At 56.4% G+C, this 19,661-nt stretch carries 17 protein-coding genes and 1 pseudogene; 10 read left to right on the top strand and 8 right to left on the bottom strand.

Annotation, left to right across the window (positions count from 1 at the left end):
* Nucleotides 1–27: 27 nt before the first annotated feature.
* From fhuA to hrpB, 3 genes and pseudogenes are all read right to left on the bottom strand, one after another.
* Nucleotides 28–2,238, bottom strand: a pseudogene (gene fhuA / locus HMPREF3143_RS10135) (ferrichrome porin FhuA).
* Between the two features lie 231 nt (nucleotides 2,239–2,469).
* Nucleotides 2,470–4,995 carry a bifunctional glycosyl transferase/transpeptidase gene (mrcB, locus tag HMPREF3143_RS10130; protein WP_008501930.1) on the bottom strand — a complete coding sequence of 842 codons (2,526 nt, stop codon included), beginning with the start codon at nucleotides 4,993–4,995 and terminating at the stop codon, nucleotides 2,470–2,472.
* 142 nt (nucleotides 4,996–5,137) lie between these two features.
* Nucleotides 5,138–7,567: an ATP-dependent helicase HrpB gene (gene hrpB / locus HMPREF3143_RS10125; RefSeq protein WP_046091654.1), complete on the bottom strand. Its 2,430-nt coding sequence runs from the start codon at nucleotides 7,565–7,567 to the stop codon at nucleotides 5,138–5,140.
* Between the two features lie 73 nt (nucleotides 7,568–7,640).
* On the opposite strand from hrpB, the gene thpR reads away from it, so the two are divergent.
* From thpR to panD, 9 genes are all read left to right on the top strand, one after another.
* Nucleotides 7,641–8,195: an RNA 2',3'-cyclic phosphodiesterase gene (gene thpR, locus HMPREF3143_RS10120; protein WP_070532957.1), complete on the top strand. Its 555-nt coding sequence runs from the start codon at nucleotides 7,641–7,643 to the stop codon at nucleotides 8,193–8,195.
* Nucleotides 8,185–8,889: a DNA/RNA nuclease SfsA gene (sfsA, locus tag HMPREF3143_RS10115; RefSeq protein ID WP_021240498.1), complete on the top strand. Its 705-nt coding sequence runs from the start codon at nucleotides 8,185–8,187 to the stop codon at nucleotides 8,887–8,889. Before thpR ends, sfsA begins: the two co-directional genes overlap by 11 nt.
* A gap of 176 nt (nucleotides 8,890–9,065) precedes the next feature.
* Entirely contained in the window at nucleotides 9,066–9,521 is a 456-nt protein-coding gene (dksA, locus tag HMPREF3143_RS10110; RefSeq protein ID WP_001155232.1) for an RNA polymerase-binding protein DksA, read from the top strand.
* Nucleotides 9,522–9,580: 59 nt separating this feature from the next.
* On the top strand, nucleotides 9,581–10,471 hold the full coding sequence (gene gluQRS, locus HMPREF3143_RS10105) for a tRNA glutamyl-Q(34) synthetase GluQRS (RefSeq protein WP_008501938.1): 891 nt from the start codon (nucleotides 9,581–9,583) through the stop codon (nucleotides 10,469–10,471).
* Between the two features lie 42 nt (nucleotides 10,472–10,513).
* The gene (gene pcnB, locus HMPREF3143_RS10100) at nucleotides 10,514–11,911 is read left to right on the top strand and encodes a polynucleotide adenylyltransferase PcnB (RefSeq protein ID WP_084832167.1); all 1,398 of its coding nucleotides are present in this window, start codon (nucleotides 10,514–10,516) and stop codon (nucleotides 11,909–11,911) included.
* Entirely contained in the window at nucleotides 11,908–12,387 is a 480-nt protein-coding gene (folK, locus tag HMPREF3143_RS10095; protein ID WP_021240500.1) for a 2-amino-4-hydroxy-6-hydroxymethyldihydropteridine diphosphokinase, read from the top strand. The genes pcnB and folK overlap by 4 nt, the downstream gene beginning before the upstream one ends.
* Nucleotides 12,388–12,510: 123 nt before the next feature.
* Nucleotides 12,511–13,302: a 3-methyl-2-oxobutanoate hydroxymethyltransferase gene (gene panB / locus HMPREF3143_RS10090; RefSeq protein ID WP_070532953.1), complete on the top strand. Its 792-nt coding sequence runs from the start codon at nucleotides 12,511–12,513 to the stop codon at nucleotides 13,300–13,302.
* An 11-nt stretch (nucleotides 13,303–13,313) separates the two neighbouring features.
* Nucleotides 13,314–14,165, top strand: a complete 852-nt coding sequence (panC, locus tag HMPREF3143_RS10085) for a pantoate--beta-alanine ligase (protein WP_008501942.1) — start codon at nucleotides 13,314–13,316, stop codon at nucleotides 14,163–14,165.
* Nucleotides 14,166–14,199: 34 nt separating this feature from the next.
* Nucleotides 14,200–14,580: an aspartate 1-decarboxylase gene (gene panD / locus HMPREF3143_RS10080; RefSeq protein WP_006173750.1), complete on the top strand. Its 381-nt coding sequence runs from the start codon at nucleotides 14,200–14,202 to the stop codon at nucleotides 14,578–14,580.
* 3 nt (nucleotides 14,581–14,583) lie between these two features.
* Here panD and HMPREF3143_RS10075 read toward each other — a convergent pair whose 3' ends face one another.
* The 4 genes from HMPREF3143_RS10075 to HMPREF3143_RS10060 all read right to left on the bottom strand — a co-directional run bounded on the left by HMPREF3143_RS10075 (nucleotide 14,584) and on the right by HMPREF3143_RS10060 (nucleotide 18,134).
* A complete protein-coding gene (locus tag HMPREF3143_RS10075; RefSeq protein WP_063616190.1) occupies nucleotides 14,584–15,831 on the bottom strand; it encodes a polysaccharide deacetylase family protein in 1,248 nt (415 codons plus the stop codon).
* 64 nt (nucleotides 15,832–15,895) lie between these two features.
* The gene (locus tag HMPREF3143_RS10070; RefSeq protein WP_008501944.1) at nucleotides 15,896–16,336 is read right to left on the bottom strand and encodes a PTS sugar transporter subunit IIA; all 441 of its coding nucleotides are present in this window, start codon (nucleotides 16,334–16,336) and stop codon (nucleotides 15,896–15,898) included.
* Nucleotides 16,337–16,440: 104 nt separating this feature from the next.
* Nucleotides 16,441–17,211, bottom strand: coding sequence for an ABC transporter permease (locus tag HMPREF3143_RS10065; RefSeq protein WP_008501945.1), 771 nt, complete (start codon nucleotides 17,209–17,211; stop codon nucleotides 16,441–16,443).
* Nucleotides 17,208–18,134, bottom strand: coding sequence for an ABC transporter ATP-binding protein (locus HMPREF3143_RS10060; RefSeq protein WP_008501946.1), 927 nt, complete (start codon nucleotides 18,132–18,134; stop codon nucleotides 17,208–17,210). The genes HMPREF3143_RS10065 and HMPREF3143_RS10060 overlap by 4 nt, the downstream gene beginning before the upstream one ends.
* A 107-nt stretch (nucleotides 18,135–18,241) precedes the next feature.
* Here HMPREF3143_RS10060 and can point away from each other — a divergent pair, with 107 nt between their 5' ends.
* A complete protein-coding gene (gene can / locus HMPREF3143_RS10055; RefSeq protein ID WP_008501947.1) occupies nucleotides 18,242–18,904 on the top strand; it encodes a carbonate dehydratase in 663 nt (220 codons plus the stop codon).
* A gap of 91 nt (nucleotides 18,905–18,995) precedes the next feature.
* Here the strand turns inward: can and hpt are convergent, their stop codons facing one another.
* Nucleotides 18,996–19,532: a hypoxanthine phosphoribosyltransferase gene (gene hpt / locus HMPREF3143_RS10050; protein WP_023293251.1), complete on the bottom strand. Its 537-nt coding sequence runs from the start codon at nucleotides 19,530–19,532 to the stop codon at nucleotides 18,996–18,998.
* Between the last annotated feature and the right edge of the window lie 129 nt (nucleotides 19,533–19,661).

Genomic DNA, 19,661 nt, shown 5'->3' with positions numbered 1-19,661 from the left:
GCACGGCGAACCGTGCCCGAAGAGAGATTAGAAGCGGAAGGTCGCGGTAGCAACAACCTGACGTCCTGCTCCCCAGTAGCAGGCATATTCGCTGTAGCAGCTGGAGACGTATTCGCGATCGAAGATGTTGTTCACGTTGACGCCGACAGAAGAGCCGGGAAGTCCAAAGCGTGCCAGATCGTATTTCACTGTGGCATCCGCCAGGGCATAGCCCGCGACGTTGAACGACTGGTAGGCTTTTGGCGACGAAGCAGAGTAATAGGACACGGTGTTACCGATGTAACGGGTGCCAGCCCCTACCGTCAGACCGCTCAACGCCGTCTCGTGGAAGGTGTAATCTGCCCACAGAGACGCCATATTGCGCGGCACTTCCGCCGGACGACGGCCTTCATACCAGGTATCGTGCGTGTATTTGGCATCAGTAAAGCTATAGGAAGCCGTCACGTTCACGTTGGCAGAGACGGCAGCTTTCGCTTCCAGTTCGAAACCGCGAGAGCGAATTTCACCGCCCTACACGCTAAAGCCGCTGGTTGGGTTCGCCGGATCGGCCGTCAGGTTGTTGTTTTTGGTTAACTGATAAACAGCAGCCGTGACCACAACAGGCAGATCTTTCGGTACGTACTTCACGCCCGCTTCATACTGCTTGCCGCGTGCAGGATCGAACGGTTTGCCGCCCTGAGTGGTACCCGAAATCGGTTCGAACGATTCGCTATAGCTGAAATAAGGCGTGATGCCGTTGTCGAACAGGTAGTTAATCCCGCCGCGCCACGTGAATGCCTGATCGTTGATTTCCGCGGTAGTACCGGTTGTACGCGTCAGTGCTGAGGTTTTCGCAAAGTCATAGCGGCCACCCATTGTGAGTACCCACTTATCCCATTCAGCCTGATCCTGCGCATAAAGGCCGGTTTGTTCCTGACGGTTGAGCACTTTGTAAAGGTAGTAAACGTCGACATTTGGATTGCCGTACGCAGGCTTCGTCATACTGATGGGATCGGCCGTGCCGTAGTCAGCATCAATATCATTACGCATGCGGAGGTAATCAACGCCCGTCAACAGGGTATGATCCACTGCACCCGTCGCAAATTTGGACTGAAGCTGAGTATCAACGGTAAACGAGTTGAGGTCCTCATCGGAGCGTACATACGCGCGGCTGATCTGAGCCGGTGCAATATAGCCGTTACCGTAGACGGAACGGTAAAGCGTATTGATTTTGGTGTAACGCAGGTTTTGACGCACGGTAAAGGTGTCATCAAACTGATGCGAGAAGCTGTAACCCACCATTTTCTGACGACGGGAGATCTTGTTATCTTCTTCACCTTCGTTGAAATCGGTCGGCAGCTTGTGTGCTTTGCCGTTGGCATCGTAGTAAGGCACAACGGTACCTTCCCGCGGCAGCCAGCCGTAATAGCCTGCATCCGGATCGCTCTGGAAGTTGCTCAGGAAAGTAAAATCGGTTTTATCGTCAGGACGCCAGCTGAAAGCAGGTGCAATGGCGTAGCGGGAAGATTTCACCATCTCCTGCTGCGCATTTTCGCTGCGCCCCAGACCGGTCAGACGGTATGACCACACGCCGTCATCATCAATCGCATCGCTGAAATCAAACCCGGTCTGCCACAGGTTATCGGTACCCATTTTGAACTGAATTTCTTTCAGTGGCTCGGTGGTTGGGCGCTTGCTGACCATGCTGACCACGCCGCCCGGGTGGCTTTTACCGTACAGAACGGACGTTGGGCCACGCAGCAGCTCGACGCGCTCAAGGAAATACGGATCCATAGACGCTTCAGAATAGTTATCTCCCTGCAGCTTCATCCCGTCCAGATACTGGTTAGTATTCACGGTGCTGGAGGTGGTGAACCCACGAATAGAAACAACGTCATACGTTGTAGACGCCCCGCGTGTTGCGAACACGCTCGGCGTATAGGCCAGCGACTGTTTAACCGTCCCCGGCTGCTTCATGTCCATCTCCTCACGGGTGACGACAGAAATAGACTGCGGGGTTTTCTCAATCGGGGTATCGGTCTTGGTCGCGGTGGCGGTGCGTTTAGCCGCAATCGTGGGTGCCGGTCCCCAGGCACTTTCCTGTGCCGCAGGTGCTGCGGTTACCGTAATGGTTTCTTCTTTTTTCGGGGTTTCGGCAGCATGTGTATATGCCGACATGCCGGCAACCGCTGTGGCGACGACGACCGCGATTTTACGCAGCGACGTATTGATTGGCTGAGCAGTATTGGAAAGCGCCATGGTGTATCTCTGATGGAAAAGTGAATGATAACGTAAACGAGAATTATTATTATGACCGCAGCATAATAGGCGAAACGCTGACTGCATAGCAAGCAGTAAGCGGCCCTACGAGAATTAAGGGTTTAAGAAATAACCAGGAGAGAACGAAGGGTTAATCAATATTAAAAAGAGGGTTAAAAAAAGGGGGGGAATGGGTAAAAAAATCCCCCCTTGCGGGGGGACCTCACGCGGTTAGTTACCGCCGAACATATCTTTAATCCAGCCTGCGACACCATCGCTGTCTTTCTTCTCGTTCTGCTGCTGCGGCTGTTGCTGCTGCGGCTGCTGTGGCTGAGAAGACTGCTCAAACGGGTTACCCGTTGGCTGTTCTGGCTGGCTTTGCTGGCACAGGGAATCCGGGTTGGTTGTCCAGACCGGCAGAGTACGCATTCCGCCGCCGCAGACGAAGTTACCGGAACTGTCCACGCCCATATCGACGATATCTTCCGGCGCAACCAGGTTCAGCGGCACCGGGGACTGATTCGCCAGATAGCGCTGGTAAATCGACATCGCCCCGCTCGCGCCGTACAGCTTGGTCGGCTGGTTGTTGTCGCGGCCTACCCAGGTGATCACCACTTCACGACCATCAATACCGGCAAACCAGGTATCAACGTTGTTGTTGGTGGTCCCGGTTTTACCCGCCAGATGCAGGCCCGGATACTTCGCCCCCAGCTGACGGCCGGTACCGCGCTGCACCACCTGCTGCATCGTCCACAGCGTCATATAGGCTGCCTGCGCAGGAACGGCACGTTCCGCCTGCGGGAAGCTCTGATACAGCACGGAGCCATCTTCGGCAATCACTGAACGCAGGGCGGAGAGCGGCGCGCGGTTACCGCCGCTGGCGATCGTCTGGAACGCCTGCGCCACTTCGATCGGCGTCAGGTTGAGCGCCCCCAGGATCATCGCCGGTACCGGGTGCAGCTGATCTTTCGCCACGCCCAGCTTCTGCCAGGTATCGACAATCGCTGGCAGACCCAGCGACATGCCCAGGTTCACCGTCGGCACGTTCATGGAGCGCGTCAACGCATCCACCAGCATCACCTGACCGCTAAACTGCTTGTCGTCGTTCTGCGGTGACCACACCTGGCCGTTAGGCTGGCGCAGGGAGATCGGCGCATCCGCAATCCAGGTATTCAGACGATACTGGTTTGGCTGACTCAGGGCAGTGAGATAGGTTGCCGGTTTTGCCAGAGAGCCGATCGAGCGACGCGCCTGCATGGCACGGTTATAGCCAGCAAACTGCGGCTCGGCACCGCCCACCATCGCACGAACTTCGCCGGAGTTACGGTCAACCACCACCATCGCGGTTTCAAGATCGGAGAGCTTACGCTGTTTCTTCAGCGCCGGAATGCCTTCCACCGCCGCTTTTTCTGCCGCATCCTGCGCCACGGAGTCAAAGGTCGTAAAGATCTTCACGCCGGAGAGATCTTTCACTTTATCACCCAGCTTGCTCTGCAGCTCCTGACGCACCAGCTGCATAAACGCAGGCTGAGGCGAGATCACCCCGCCGCGCGGCTGCACGCCGAGCGGACGCGCGCTCAGCATGTCGTACAGCTCCTGGTCAATCACCTGCTGCTGTTGCAGCAGACGCAGAACGAGGTTACGACGCTCCAGCGCCAGTTTCGGGTTACGCCACGGGTTATAAATGGACGCCCCTTTCACCATGCCCACCAGCAGCGCCTGCTGATCCAGACTCAACTCTTCGACCGGACGACCAAAGTAGTACAGGCTCGCCAGCGGGAAGCCGCGGATTTCGTTGTCGCCGCTCTGACCGAGGTACACCTCGTTCATATACAGCTCAAGGATACGATCCTTGCTGTAGCGCGCATCCATCAGCACGGCCATATACGCTTCGTTCGCTTTACGCCAGTAAGAGCGCTCGCTGGAGAGGAACAGGTTCTTCACCAGCTGCTGGGTCAGCGTACTTGCCCCCTGCACGGTACGGCCCGCGGTCAGGTTCGCCAGGACCGCACGGCCAATCGAGTAGAGGCTGATGCCGTCATGCTCGTAGAAGTGGCGGTCTTCGGTTGCCAGCAGGGTATCAACCAGCAGATCCGGGAAGCCGTTACGCGCCACGAACAGACGCTGTTCGCCGTTCGCCGACGAGAGCATGGTGATCAGACGGGGATCGAGACGGAAGAAACCGAACTGACGGTTGTTATCCATGTTCTCGATGGTATCCAGACGATCGCCGTCAAAGGTCAGACGCGCGCGCACCTGACCCTCTTTGCTGTCCGGGAAATCAAACGGACGGCGGATCATCTCAATGCTGTTGGCCTGCACGGTGAATTCGCCAGGGCGCGTCATTTTTGACACCTGACGATACTGGGTGGCTTCCAGCAGTTTTACCATTTCGTTTTTCGTGATGGACATATCTGGCTCAAGGTTCACCATGCGGCCATACACTGCCGCAGGCAACTGCCAGACTTTACCGTCGATACGGCTGCGGATCTTCTGATCCAGATAGACGCCGTAAATTGCCATCAGCACAACAAAAACAATAAAGAGCTTCAGCAGCAGCCAGAACCAGCCGCGTTTGCCCCGAGGCTTGCGCCCTTTGCCTTTCCCTTTACGCGGCATCGGTTCTTCATCCTCATCATCGTCTTCATAGTCATCGTCATAGTCCTCATCTCTGAGGCGACGACGGCTTACCTTTTCTTTCGCCGGACGCGTTGGTCTTCCCTTACGTCCTATTGGCTCGCGGTCATTCCCCGCCATGCTTTTTCTCCGCAACTTTCAGGCGCAAAGGCCCGATTCTCTTTTCTTCCACCGGTCTGTGAAAGAAGAAATCTCTCAAAATTAGTTCTCCCTCTCCCTGTGGGAGAGGGCCGGGGTGAGGGCATCAGGCCGCACATCCCTATCAGGAATACTTCTTCGTCCGCTTCGTCGGCGCCGTATTCGCCGGATCGTCCGGCCAGACGTGTTTGGGGTACCGCCCTTTCATCTCTTTCTGCACGTCACGGTAGCTCCCCGCCCAGAACGCCCCCAGATCGCGAGTGATCTGCAAGGGTCGATGCGCAGGCGACAGCAGTTCAAGCACCAACGGCACGCGCCCTTCAGCGATAGACGGCGTGGTTGCCTCACCAAACATCTCCTGCATTCGAACCGCCAGCGCCGGCGGATTATCCTCATGATAACGGATGGCAATCCGGCTTCCGGTCGGCACAGTGTAATGCCCTGGCAGTTCACTATCCAGACGTTGACGCAATGACCAGTCCAGTAAATTCTGTAACGCGACCTTAACATCAAGCGCTTTCAGCGCCCGCAGGGAGTGTACGCCGCTCATCTGCGGCAGTAGCCAGGTCTCCAGCGACGCGAGTAACGTTTCGTCATCCACCGCTGGCCAGGCGTACTCCGGCAACCAGCGAGCGGCACAGTGCAGGCGAATGCGGTACTGTTCAGCCTCCGGCGTCCAGTTCAGCACGCTGAGCCCTTTTTCCCGAATGCCGTTCAGCATAGCCTGATGGAGCTCGTCTTCCGACGGCTTCGCCAGCGGCTTCGTTCCGAGTGTCAGTTTGCCAATCTGGCTACGACGAAACGCCTTCAGCGTGCCCTGGGCGTCATCCCACTCGACGATGTCCGATTGCTGGAGCAGATGCGGACAGGTACGGGTCAGGGCGTCAATATCGACGGCAATCGCCTGCAGGATACGCGCATCCGGGGAGTTGCTCCCCTGCAGCAGGAGCGGCGCAATCAGCCACTCATGACGCGTAAGGGCATCATCGCTGTCCAGCATCGCCCCCATACCGTTTGCCAGCTGGTAGCGACCGTCCAGCCCGCGCCGACGCGCAATCCGGTCCGGAAACGCCTGCGCTAACAGCCGGGAGAGGCTCTCACTGTCTGGCACGCCGCCGCGGCTGTTAAGCCGCTTACAGAGCTGCTGCGCCCGCTGCTGCCAGTTCCCCTGATTGCGCGAAAACGCCTGCCCCAGATCGCTGCTGCCTCCGCGCGGCGGCTCCTCAAGGATAGCCGCCAGTTTGGCCGCCGTGGCAATCTCATCTTCCCCCTGCGCGGCCACCAGCATCGCGGCCAGACGCGGATCGTTGCCCAGTGCCGCCATTTTCTGGCCGCGTACCGTCAGACGTTCGCCTTCCAGCGCACCAAGCTGGGTCAACAGGTTGCGCGCAGCGGTGAGGTTCACGGCTGGCGGGGAATCAAGCCAGGTAAGCTGTCCAGGATCCGGGCAGCCCCACTGCAGCAGATCCATCACCAGGCCAGACAAATCGCTTTGTAAAATTTCCGGTGTGCTTTGCTGCGCCGCGCGTTCCGCCTGCTCTGCGCTGGTCAAATGCAGGCAGATACCCGGCTCAAGTCGCCCCGCGCGGCCCGCGCGCTGCACCATTGATGCCTGGCTGATGCGCTGCGTCAGGAGTTTAGTCAGCCCGGTGCGCGGGTCAAAGCTTGCCACCCTCTCCTGTGCGCTATCGACCACCAGGCGAATACCTTCGATGGTCAAACTGGTTTCAGCAATATTGGTTGCCAGTACCACCTTGCGCTGTCCCACCGGGGCAGGAAGGATAGCTTTACGCTGCTCCTGCAGCGACAGCGCGCCGTAGAGCGGGCAGAGCAGTACATCACCGCCTACGCGAGAGGAAAGCTGCTCCTGCACGCGCTGGATCTCCCCGACGCCCGGCAAAAACAGCAGCAGCGAGCCGGGTTCCTGACGCAGCAGTTCTGCGGTGGCAATGGCGACCGCTTCGTCAAAACGCTGATGGGAGGGAAGCGGTTGATAGCGGCGTTCAACTGGAAACGCCCGCCCTTCAGAGCTGATGACAGGCGCATCGGGTAACGCCTGCCGTAGCCGCGCATTGTCCAGCGTGGCCGACATTATCAGCAGCCGGAGATCGTCACGCAGTCCCTGCTGAACGTCCAGCAACAGCGCGAGGGCCAGATCCGCCTGCAGGCTGCGCTCGTGAAATTCATCCAGGATCACCAGCCCGACGCCGGTCAGCTCCGGATCGTTTTGCAGCATGCGGGTGAGAATGCCCTCGGTGACCACCTCAAGGCGCGTTGTCGGACCCACGCAGGTCTCGGCGCGCATCCTGTACCCTACCGTTTCGCCCGGTTTTTCATTCAGCAGTTCCGCGAGGCGCTGCGCTACGTTGCGCGCGGCCAGCCTGCGCGGCTCCAGCAGGATAATTTTCCCGCTGATGTTCCCCTCTTTCAGAATCTGCAGCGGCAGCCAGGTGGACTTACCCGCCCCCGTCGGGGCATTCAGCAAAACCTGCGGGGAATGGCGTAAGGCAGCGAGAAGGTCAGGAAGAACAACGGCGACCGGCAATGAGGACACTAACAGCTCCAGAGGGTTAACATTCGTCGGCGTACATTGTAGCATCGGCGCATATCATTACCGAGTCCTCCGTATGCCTGAGTCGAAACGGCTGTTTTTTGCCATTGAATTGCCCACCCCCTTACAGCGTCAAATTGTTCGCTGGCGCGCTGACCACTTCCCGCCGGAGGCCGGTCGCCCTGTCGCGGCGGCCAACCTGCACCTGACGCTGGCCTTTTTGGGCGACGTCAGTGCCGAAAAACAGCGGGCGCTAGCCGCCATGGCAGGGCGTATTGCCCAGCCGGAATTTACGCTGCACCTCGACGACGCGGGCCAGTGGCTGCGTTCGCGCGTGGTCTGGCTGGGTACGCGACAGCCTCCGCGCGGATTATTTCAGCTGGCGAACATGCTGCGCGCGCAGGCGGCGCGCAGCGGCTGTTATCAAAGCCCACAGCCGTTTCATCCGCACATCACCCTGCTGCGCGATGCCGGTCAGGCCGTTGCCATCCCGCCGCCGGGTTTTCACTGGGCCTTTCAGGTCAACACATTCGCGCTTTATGAATCCGTCTTTATTCAGGGACGCACCCGCTATACGCCGCTACAGCGCTGGACGCTGGGCGACACCGAAAGGAATTCTGATGAAGTTTAGTCCTCCCCTGCAGCACGCTACGCTTGTCCAACGCTACAAACGCTTCCTCGCCGATGTGATCACGCCAGAAGGCGAACAGCTCACCCTGCACTGCCCCAATACCGGTGCCATGACGGGCTGTGCGACGCCGGGTGACAGGGTCTGGTATTCCACATCAGAAAATACTAAACGCAAATATGCTCATACCTGGGAAATGACCGAAACCCAAAACGGGGCATTTATTTGCGTTAATACCCTGCGCGCCAATCAGTTAGTTAAGGAAGCGCTGACCCATGGCGTTATTCCCGAACTGGTTGGTTATGGCACGCATAAAAGCGAAGTGAAATATGGCGATGAAGGCAGCAGAATTGACTTCATGTTACAGGCGGAAGACAGGCCGGAGTGCTATATTGAAGTAAAATCAGTGACGTTAGCGGAACAGGAAAATGGCTACTTCCCGGATGCGGTAACGCTACGTGGTCAGAAGCATCTGCGAGAGCTAATGAGTGTTGCGGCGGCGGGCAAACGCGCCGTATTGCTGTTTGCGGTATTGCATTCAGCCATTGAACGTTTCTCCCCTGCCCGCCATATTGATCCTAAATACGCGCAATTGTTGAATGAGGCACAAAAGCAGGGGGTAGAGGTTTTCGCTTATAAAGCGGAACTTTCTGCCGATAATATGACTCTGAGATCCTCTCTTCCCATTGTCTTATAAGGGATTAGACGATTGACTATTAAGTGTTCTGGCCGCGTGCGCAAATACGCTTTTCCTCACAGGCTTGTCAAGTGTTACGTTTAGATAATTGCCATACGGAAAAGCATCTGCTATTTATAGCGACCTGATTTTTCCCCCAACACGGGGATCGATAGTGCGTGTTAAGGAGAAGCAACATGCAAGAAGGGCAAAACCGTAAAACATCGTCCCTGAGTATTCTCGCCATCGCTGGGGTGGAGCCGTATCAAGAGAAACCGGGCGAAGAGTATATGAACGAAGCCCAGCTGTCGCACTTCAAGCGTATTCTTGAAGCATGGCGTAATCAACTCAGGGATGAAGTCGATCGCACCGTTACTCATATGCAGGATGAAGCTGCTAACTTCCCGGATCCGGTAGACCGTGCCGCTCAGGAAGAAGAGTTCAGCCTCGAACTGCGTAACCGTGACCGCGAACGCAAACTGATCAAAAAGATCGAGAAAACGCTGAAAAAAGTCGAAGACGAAGATTTTGGCTACTGCGAATCCTGCGGTGTTGAAATTGGCATTCGTCGCCTGGAAGCGCGTCCAACCGCCGATCTGTGCATCGACTGCAAAACGCTGGCCGAAATCCGCGAAAAACAGATGGCCGGTTAACACCAGCGCTGTTTACACACTCCAAAGGCGGGAGTCTCTCCCGCCTTGTTACTGTTGATATGTCTGAATCACACTATATTGGGCGCTTCGCGCCATCTCCTTCCGGTGAATTACACTTCGGCTCATTAATTGCCGCGCTCGGCAGCTACCTGCAGGCTCGCGCCCGTCAGGGAAAATGGCTCGTCCGCATTGAAGATATTGACCCTCCGCGTGAAGTTCCCGGTGCAGCAGAGACGATTCTGCGTCAGCTGGAACATTACGGTCTTCACTGGGATGACGAGGTTCTGTGGCAGTCGACACGTCACGAGGCGTATCGGGAACGTCTGGCCTGGCTTCGCGCTCAGGGGCTTTCCTATAACTGCACCTGCACCCGCGCGCGTATCCAGAGCGCAGGCGGCGTCTATGACGGCCACTGCCGCACGTTGAACAACGGTCCTGAAAATGCCGCCGTGCGAATACTGCAGCGCTCACCGGTGACGCGCTTTCACGATTTACTCTCCGGTGAGATTCATGCCGATGAACGTCTGGCGCGTGAGGATTTTATTATTCACCGTCGCGATGGCCTGTTCGCCTACAACCTGGCCGTGGTGGTGGACGATCATTTCCAGGGCGTGACGGAAATTGTGCGCGGGGCGGATCTGGTCGAGCCCACCGTACGGCAAATCTCGCTGTATCACCAGTTTGGCTGGACGGCACCGGACTATATTCATCTGCCGCTGGCGGTTAATGCGCAGGGCTTAAAATTATCAAAGCAGAACCACGCCCCGGCCCTGCCAGACGGCGATCCGCGTCCTGTTTTGATCGACGCGCTGCGTTTTCTCAACCAGAATGTAACCAACGAATGGCAGGATCTGCGTATTGACGAACTGCTGAAAATGGCCATCGCCAACTGGACGCTCAGGGCTGTGCCAAAAATCCAGCATTCTCAAATGCGTTGCGCTGAGCTATGATTAGCCGCTTTTTTCATAACAAAACACACTACGAGGTGTACCATTTTTACCCGAGTCGCTAATTTTTGCCGTAAAGTGCTAAGCCGCGAAGAGAGCATGGCGAATGATGCTATTGCACAGCCACACATGTCGGTTATTCCGCGTGAGCAGCACTCTATTTCCCGCAAAGATATCAGTGAAAATGCCCTCAAGGTACTCTATCGTCTGAATAAAGCGGGCTACGAGGCCTATCTCGTCGGCGGTGGGGTGCGTGATTTACTGCTGGGCAAAAAACCGAAAGATTTCGACGTGACGACCAACGCCACGCCTGAGCAGGTGCGCAAATTATTCCGCAACTGTCGTCTCGTTGGCCGCCGCTTCCGTCTGGCTCACGTGATGTTTGGGCCGGAAATTATCGAAGTGGCGACCTTCCGCGGCCACCACGAAGCGGGCGCATCCGATCGCACCACGTCGCAGCGCGGCCAGAACGGTATGCTGCTGCGCGACAACATCTTCGGCTCTATCGAAGAAGATGCCCAGCGTCGCGACTTCACCATCAACAGCCTCTATTACAGCGTGGCGGATTTCACCGTGCGCGATTACGTCGGCGGCATGCAGGACCTGAAAGAAGGTCTGATCCGCCTGATCGGCACGCCGGAAACGCGCTACCGTGAAGATCCCGTGCGTATGCTGCGCGCCGTGCGTTTTGCCGCCAAGCTCAATATGCGCATCAGCCCGGAAACGGCCGAGCCGATCCCGCGTCTGGCGACGCTGATTAACGACGTGCCGCCTGCTCGCCTGTTTGAAGAGGCGCTGAAGCTGCTGCAGGCCGGCCACGGTTTTGAAACCTATAATCTTCTGCGCGAATACAACCTGTTCCAGCCGCTGTTCCCGACCATTACCCGCTACTTCACCGAAAACGGTGACAGCCCAATGGAGCGGATGATTGCGCAGGTGCTGAAGAATACCGATACCCGCATTCGCAACGACATGCGCGTGAACCCGGCGTTCCTGTTTGCCGCGATGTTCTGGTATCCGCTGCTGGAAACGGCCCAGCGCATTACCCAGGAGAGCGGGCTCGCCTATTACGATGCGTTCGCGCTGGCCGCCAACGACGTGCTGGACGAAGGCTGCCGCACGCTCGCCATTCCGAAACGGATTACCACTCTGGTGCGCGACATCTGGCAGCTTCAGCTGCGCATGTCCCGTCGTCAGGGCAAACGCGCCTGGAAGCTGATGGAGCATCCTAAGTTCCGTGCCGCCTTCGATCTCCTGTCGCTGCGCGCTGAAATTGAACGCAACCAGGAGCTGCAGCGTCTGGCGCAGTGGTGGGCTGAATTCCAGGTCTCCGCCCCGCCAGAGCAGAAAGATATGCTGACCGGGCTGGATGAAGAGCCGGAACCGCGTCGCCGTCATCGTCGCCCGCGCAAACGCGCGCCGCGTCGTGAAGGGACAGCATGACCCTCGCGTATATCGCCATCGGCAGCAATTTAGCCTCACCGCTGGAGCAGGTGAATGCTGCCGTAGAGGCGCTGGGTGAGATCCCGCAAAGCCGCATCGTGGCGGTCTCCTCGTTCTATCGCACCCCGCCGCTGGGGCCGCAGGATCAGCCAGACTACCTCAACGCCGCCGTGGTTCTTGAGACTGAGCTGGGTCCCGAAGCGCTGCTGGACAATACCCAGCGTATTGAGCTTCAGCAGGGCCGCGTACGCAAAGCCGAACGCTGGGGGCCGCGCACGCTTGATCTCGATATTATGCTGTTCGGCCATGAGGTGATTAACACTGAACGCCTCACCGTACCGCATTACGACATGAAAAATCGCGGGTTTATGCTCTGGCCACTGTATGAAGTTGCCCCTTCCCTTACCTTCCCTGACGGGCTCTCGCTAAAGGCCGTTCTCAACAGTCTCGGTGCGGAGAAACCCGCCCGCTGGTAAGGCTGTTTTTTTAGCGATTAACCATAAAATATTTATGGTTAATCGTTTACCTAAAATCATTGTTCCCTCGAATGTTACTGTTAGAATGCGCAAAGATTCGCTTTTGGGCTATCAGGAAACAGTATGAAACCAACCCCCATCTCCTTACTGCAGAAATGCAAACAGGAAAAAAAACGCTTCGCCACCATCACCGCGTATGACTACAGCTTCGCCAAACTGTTTGCCGAAGAGGGGATCAACGTCATGCTGGTCGGGGACTCGTTAGGGATGACGGTACAAGGACATGATTCCACCCTGCCGGTAACGGTTGAGGATATCGCTTACCATACCCGCGCCGTGCGCCGTGGCGCCCCAGCCTGCCTGCTGCTTTCCGATCTGCCGTTTATGGCCTATGCCACGCCGGAACAGGCATTCGAAAACGCGGCGGCAGTGATGCGTGCCGGTGCCAATATGGTCAAAATTGAAGGCGGCGCCTGGCTTGTGGATACGGTGAAGATGCTCACCGAGCGCGCCGTGCCGGTGTGCGGGCATTTAGGCCTGACGCCGCAGTCCGTCAATATCTTTGGCGGCTATAAGGTGCAGGGCCGTGGCGATGCCGCCCAGACGCTGCTGGATGATGCCCTGGCGCTGGAAGCCGCAGGTGCCCAGCTGCTGGTGCTGGAGTGCGTGCCGGTTGAGCTGGCGAAACGCATCACCGACGCGCTGTCCATTCCGGTGATTGGTATCGGTGCAGGCAACGTCACCGACGGTCAGATTCTGGTGATGCACGACGCCTTCGGTATCACTGGCGGACACATCCCGAAATTTGCCAAAAATTTCCTCGCCGAAGCGGGCGACATGCGCGCTGCGGTCAGGCAGTATATTGCCGACGTTGAATCCGGTGTTTACCCGGGTGAAGAACACAGTTTCCATTAAGGAGTCTCGTTGTGCTAATCATTGAAACCCTGCCGCTGCTTCGCCAGCATATCCGCCGCGCGCGACAGGAAGGTAAACGTATCGCACTGGTCCCGACCATGGGCAATCTGCATGACGGCCACATGAAGCTCGTCGACGAAGCCCGTGCACGGGCAGATATTGTGGTGGTCAGTATCTTCGTGAACCCCATGCAGTTTGACCGCGCAGACGATCTGGCACGCTACCCGCGTACCCTGCAGGAAGATTGCGAGAAGCTCAAAAAACGCCACGCGGATATCGTTTTCTCACCTGCACCGGCGGATGTTTACCCGCAGGGTACCGAAGAGGCAACCTACGTTGACGTCCCGGGCATTTCCACCATGCTCGAAGGCGCGAGCCGCCCGGGCCATTTCCGCGGCGTTTCCACCATCGTCAGCAAGCTGTTCAACCTGGTACAGCCGGACGTAGCCTGCTTTGGCGAGAAAGATTTCCAGCAGCTGGCGCTGATCCGCAAGATGGTTGCGGATATGGGTTACGATATCGAGATTGTCGGCGTACCGATTGTACGCGCCAAAGACGGTCTGGCACTCAGCTCGCGAAATGGCTACCTGACTGCCGAACAGCGTAAAATCGCGCCGGGCTTAAGCAAGGTCATGAACACCATGGCAGAGCAGATGCTGGCAAAAGAGTTAACAGCAGAAGAGATTATCGCCCTTGCCGAGCAGGCGCTTAACGATAAAGGCCTTCGTGCTGACGACGTACAAATTCGTGATGCTGATACGCTGCTGGAATTAACCCAGAACAGCAAGCGCGCAGTCATCCTGGTGGCGGCCTGGCTAGGTCAGGCGCGTCTGATCGACAATAAAGTGGTTGAGCTGGCGTAGTTCCCTTCACCCCTGATAATGATAGGTAAACGTAATGATTCGCAAAATGCTGCAAGGTAAGCTTCACCGTGTGAAAGTCACGCAGGCCGACCTGCACTATGAAGGCTCCTGCGCCATTGACCAGGATTTCCTTGATGCAGCAGGTATCCTCGAAAACGAAGCGATTGATATCTGGAACGTGAACAACGGTAAACGCTTCTCTACCTACGCGATTGCCGCCGAGCGCGGGTCCAAAATCATCTCCGTTAACGGCGCAGCCGCGCACTGCGCGGACGTGGGTGATATCGTGATCATCGCCAGCTTCGTGATGATGTCTGACGAAGAAGCCCGCCGCTGGCAGCCTAAAGTCGCCTACTTCGAAGGCGAGAATGAAATGAAGCGCACCGCAAAGGCGATTCCGGTTCAGGTTGCATAAGCACTACCCCTGCGGCTGATTGCTGATCAGCCGCGACATCGTCTCCAGCGAATCCGTTCTTAAGATGTACAGGCGTTTCAGTAAGAACGGATTATCCCCCGGCTTCACCTTTCCTTTCACCGTCGTCACCGCCAGATGGAAACCGGCATCATTCGCCGCCTTTATCGCTTTACTGTCGTAGCCGCCGAAGGGGTAAGAGACATACAGCACGCGCGGGTTAAACTGCGCCAGCGCGCGACGCGAGCGTTCAAAATCAAACAAAATCACGTGATAGCTGCGGCTCAGTAAAATCGGATGCTTATTGGCATCCACGCGGTGCAGGAAGTGGGTATGAGACTGAATATCGAACACATCCTGAATCCCCTTAATCTCCTGCACGCTCATAAACTGCAGCGATTTAGGGTCCCACTTCTGCGGATGGCCTTTTATGCGGGAAGAGATAATAAACGCGGTAGCATTGAAGCCGTACTCTTTCAGCACTGGATAAGCATAGCGGCTGACAGATTTCAGGCCATCGTCAAAGGTTATCACCACCGATTTCGCAGGCAGGTTCATTTTGTTACGCACGTACCCTTCCAGCTGGTACATCGTCAGGGTGGTATAGCCCTGATCGCGAAGCCATGCCATCTGGTTATTGAACGCACGTACGCTGGTCGTCGTGGACGTATGTCGAAAGCGCGTGTTTTCTTCATCACGCAAAATATGATGGTAGGTCAGAACAGGAAGGCCGTTATCTTCCTGCGCATCCAGGCTGCTGATCCACGCCAGACGATTACCGATGCGGATCTGAAACCAGGTCTGGTTTAAACGGTCTTTAAGTTTGTTCAGGATCGGATAGCGAAGATTGGCGCTTAAGGTGCCGAAGGGTGCGCTGCCGTTGTTCGGGGCGTTATAAACGGGCGTGTCTTTCCACGTTATCAGGTTTTGATTGCTCAGCGGTTTATTCAAATCCCCCAGGCCATCCTCGACGCGCTGTTTGCCCTGAACCGGCTCCAGATGCCCCTTGTCGATAAAGCCCGTGCCAAATCCGAAGCGAAATTCATAGTAGTCCGCCGCCGCAGGCACCACCGCGAGGATCTGCCCTGCCCGCACGTTGCCAACGTTAATGACGCTGTTGCCGATCTGCGCCCAAATCGCCGCATCTTCGGTGGTTTGCATATATTGAGCAGGCAGTCTTTGCTGACTTAATAAACTGGCCGAAACAGTGCCGGACACGAACATCAATAGCAGGAAAACAATACGCGTGAACATGAGGGTCTTATTCGAAGCGGAAATACTTACGCCATTGTAGCAAAAGCGACATCAATACCAATGTTTAATTCTTATACAGGTCATGCAGCAGGACAAAGGGAGGATTTTTTTGCTGTTGATGCCACAAGCTGCTGACGCCCGGGGTACCCAGCGAAACGATAGCGTTACGGAACGCTGCGCTGGTTAAGGTCTCGCGATGGGGATACATCATTTCAAGCAGTGGAAAGCTAATACCGGAGATCACCTCGCAGCAGTCGTGCTTATGGCTCATCAGGGCCGCAGCACGGTACGGCGCCGCGCCGGATTTATCGGTAAGGAAAATCACGCCGTCTCCGGTGTCGGTTTCATGAAGGGCATCGCACATCATCCGGCCAAGCATGTTGGTACTCAAGCCGCGCCAGTAGTTAACCGCGCGACACTGTGGCAGCGGACCAAACCTGGCTTCCAGCTTCAGCAGCATGTCCTGCGCCCGTTCATCGTGGCAGGTGATAACCCATCCCAGCATAACTCTCTCCTTAGCAGGCAAGTAGTTTAGCGGAGTGAAGGTTAGCTTTCGGTGATAACTGTCAAAGAAAGTGCCCGGCAGACAGAATGTCGCCGGGCTGAGGGCTAGCTGCGCAGACCGCGTCCGCGCTGGATCAGATACCAGCACAGCAGGTAGAAGACGATGATGAACACCACCAGCACCGCCACCGTGGTAAACAGCGGCACATCGGTGATGCCGAGGAAGCCAAAGCGGAAACCGCTGATCATGTAGACGATCGGGTTCAGGTGCGACAGCGCCTGCCAGAACGGCGGCAGCAGCGTCAGGGAGTAGAACACCCCGCCGAGATAGGTCAGCGGCGTCAGCACGAAGGTCGGGATCAGGCTGATGTCGTCAAACGTTTTGGCAAACACGGCGTTCAGCAGACCGGCCAGCGAGAAGAGGATCGCCGTCAGGAGCAGGGTCAGGGCCACGAAAAGCCAGGAGTGCACCTGGAACGGCACGAAGAACAGCGAGATGGCCGTCACCAGGATCCCAACACACAGACCGCGCGCCACGCCGCCACCGACGTAACCGGCAATGATCACATGCGTTGGCACCGGTGCCACCAGCAGTTCCTCGATATTGCGCTGGAACTTGGCGCTAAAGAAGGACGACGCCACGTTGGCATAGGCGTTGGTGATCACCGCCATCATGATCAGGCCAGGCACGATAAACTGCATATAGGTAAAGCCGTGCATCTCACCAATCCGGGAACCAATCAGGTTACCGAAGATGATGAAATAGAGCGTCATCGTGATGACTGGCGGCACCAGGGTTTGCACCCAGATGCGCATAAAACGGTTAATCTCTTTCGCCCAGATACTTTTCAGCGCGACCCAGTAAAGATGCGTCATGCCTTGTCTCCTTGTTTATCCTGCACCAGAGAGACAAACAGCTCTTCCAGTCGGTTCGCTTTGTTACGCATACTTAAAACCTGAATACCCTGCGCGCTCAGCTGGGAGAACACGCTGTTAATCCCCTGCTCACGCAGCACTTCCACTTCCAGCGTTGAGGTATCCACCAGACGATACTGGTACCCTTCAAGCTTCGGTAGCGGGCTCTTTGCCGCCAGATCGAGAATAAAGGTTTCTGATTTCAGCTTGGAGAGCAGGTTCTTCATCGAGGTGTTTTCCACCAGCTCGCCGTGCTGAATGATGCCGATGTTGCGGCACAGCATTTCCGCCTCTTCCAGGTAGTGGGTAGTCAGAATGATGGTGGTGCCTTTGTCATTGAGGTCTTTCAGGAAGCCCCACATGGAGCGGCGCAGCTCAATGTCTACGCCCGCCGTCGGCTCATCGAGGATCAGCAGCTTTGGCTCGTGCATCAGCGCACGGGCAATCATCAGGCGGCGCTTCATCCCGCCGGATAACATCCGGGCGCGTTCGTTACGCTTTTCCCACAGATCGAGCTGCTTGAGGTATTTTTCGCTCCGCTCCAGGGCCTCTTTACGCTCAACGCCGTAATAACCCGCCTGGTTAACGACGATCTGCTGCACCGTCTCAAACGGGTTGAAGTTGAATTCCTGCGGTACCAGACCCAGCTGGCGCTTGGCGTTGACCACATCTTTTTGCAGGTCGTATCCGAACACGCTGACGCGGCCGGAGGTTTTGTTCACCAGCGAGCTAATGATGCCGATGGTAGTCGATTTCCCCGCCCCGTTCGGCCCCAGAAGCGCGTAAAAATCACCGGCCTCTACTTTAAGATCTATTCCGCGCAGCGCCTGAACGCCGCCCGGATAGGTTTTTTTAAGCTGCTCAAGCTCCAGTGCAATTGCCATGAAATTAACTTACCTTCAGTTCTGACACACGTTGTGTGGTTTCATTAAAAGTCGGGTTACCCTATAGTAGCGCAACGCAATTACTCGGTTACAGGTCGCTAACCTCCATGAACAACATAGATACACTCATCAGCAACAATGCACTATGGTCAAAAATGCTGGTGGAGGAAGACCCCGGATTTTTTGGAAAACTCGCGCAGGCGCAAAACCCACGCTTTCTCTGGATTGGATGCTCCGACAGCCGCGTACCGGCGGAGCGCCTGACCGGCCTCGAGCCCGGCGAACTGTTTGTTCACCGCAACGTTGCCAACCTGGTGATTCACACCGATCTCAACTGTCTTTCTGTTGTTCAGTATGCCGTTGACGTTCTGCAAGTCGAGCACATCATCATCTGCGGCCACTACGGCTGCGGCGGCGTGCAGGCGGCGGTTGAAAACACGGAGCTGGGGCTCATTGATAACTGGCTGCTCCACATCCGCGATATCTGGTTCAAACATAGCTCACTGCTGGGCGAAATGCCGCAGGAGCGCCGCATGGATACCCTGTGCGAACTCAACGTGATGGAGCAGGTGTATAACCTGGGCCACTCAACGATCATGCAATCGGCGTGGAAGCGCGGGCAGAAGGTCTCGATCCACGGCTGGGCGTACGGTATTCACGATGGTCTGCTGCGCAACCTGGAAGTGACCGCCACCAACCGCGAAACGCTGGAGCAGCGTTACCGTTCAGGAATTGCCAACCTTCAGCTTAAGCACGTAAACCATAAATAAACAAAGCCGGGTGGCGGCTGCGCCTTACCCGGCCTACATGTGCCCATTCGTAGGCCCGGTAAGCGCAGCGCCACCGGGCAACAAACCGCAATTACTCGTCCAGCAATACCACTTTCCCAACATACGGCAGATGACGATAACGCTGTGCGTAGTCAATACCGTAACCGACGACGAACTCGTCCGGGATAGAGAAACCAACAAACTCCACCGGCACCTGCACTTCACGGCGGTCAGGCTTATCCAGCAGGGTACAAATCGCCAGCGATTTTGGCTCACGCAGGCTCAGGATCTCGCGCACTTTTGACAGCGTGTTGCCGGAGTCGATGATGTCCTCAACGATCAACACATCTTTGCCACGAATATCTTCATCCAGATCTTTCAGGATTTTCACATCACGGGTGGTGGACATGCCGCTGCCGTAGCTGGAGGCGGTCATAAAATCGACCTCATGGGGCACATGCACCTCACGGCACAGGTCTGCCATGAACATGAAAGAGCCGCGCAACAGACCGACCAGCACCATTTCGCTGCCGCTGTCCTTGTAATGTTCGGTGATTTGACGACCCAGTTCGGCGATACGCGCTTTGATCTCGGCTTCCGGGATCATCACTTCAACAATATGTTTCATAATCTTTATATCTCACTGATTAATATCAGTTAATAGCCATTTCACACCATGCAAACCAGTGATTATTGATACACCGATTGATATACGGATTATCGCACAAATCCGAAAAGAAGCGATAGCATGAGTACG

The organism is Enterobacter sp. HMSC16D10 (genome assembly GCF_001807145.1).
Lineage (GTDB): Bacteria > Pseudomonadota > Gammaproteobacteria > Enterobacterales > Enterobacteriaceae > Enterobacter > Enterobacter roggenkampii.
The sequence above is the reverse complement of the archived record's forward strand: the minus strand, read 5'-3'. Positions and strand labels throughout refer to the sequence as shown.

Coding starts and splice junctions, on each gene's coding strand:
- dksA (WP_001155232.1), top strand. CDS start 9,066: ATGCAAGAAGGGCAAAACCGTAAAACATCGTCCCTGAGTATTCTCGCC.
- can (WP_008501947.1), top strand. CDS start 18,242: ATGAACAACATAGATACACTCATCAGCAACAATGCACTATGGTCAAAA.
- panD (WP_006173750.1), top strand. CDS start 14,200: ATGATTCGCAAAATGCTGCAAGGTAAGCTTCACCGTGTGAAAGTCACG.
- HMPREF3143_RS10075 (WP_063616190.1), bottom strand. CDS start 15,831: ATGTTCACGCGTATTGTTTTCCTGCTATTGATGTTCGTGTCCGGCACT.
- HMPREF3143_RS10070 (WP_008501944.1), bottom strand. CDS start 16,336: ATGCTGGGATGGGTTATCACCTGCCACGATGAACGGGCGCAGGACATG.
- panB (WP_070532953.1), top strand. CDS start 12,511: ATGAAACCAACCCCCATCTCCTTACTGCAGAAATGCAAACAGGAAAAA.
- gluQRS (WP_008501938.1), top strand. CDS start 9,581: ATGTCTGAATCACACTATATTGGGCGCTTCGCGCCATCTCCTTCCGGT.
- HMPREF3143_RS10060 (WP_008501946.1), bottom strand. CDS start 18,134: ATGGCAATTGCACTGGAGCTTGAGCAGCTTAAAAAAACCTATCCGGGC.
- mrcB (WP_008501930.1), bottom strand. CDS start 4,995: ATGGCGGGGAATGACCGCGAGCCAATAGGACGTAAGGGAAGACCAACG.
- thpR (WP_070532957.1), top strand. CDS start 7,641: ATGCCTGAGTCGAAACGGCTGTTTTTTGCCATTGAATTGCCCACCCCC.
- hpt (WP_023293251.1), bottom strand. CDS start 19,532: ATGAAACATATTGTTGAAGTGATGATCCCGGAAGCCGAGATCAAAGCG.
- HMPREF3143_RS10065 (WP_008501945.1), bottom strand. CDS start 17,211: ATGACGCATCTTTACTGGGTCGCGCTGAAAAGTATCTGGGCGAAAGAG.
- sfsA (WP_021240498.1), top strand. CDS start 8,185: ATGAAGTTTAGTCCTCCCCTGCAGCACGCTACGCTTGTCCAACGCTAC.
- folK (WP_021240500.1), top strand. CDS start 11,908: ATGACCCTCGCGTATATCGCCATCGGCAGCAATTTAGCCTCACCGCTG.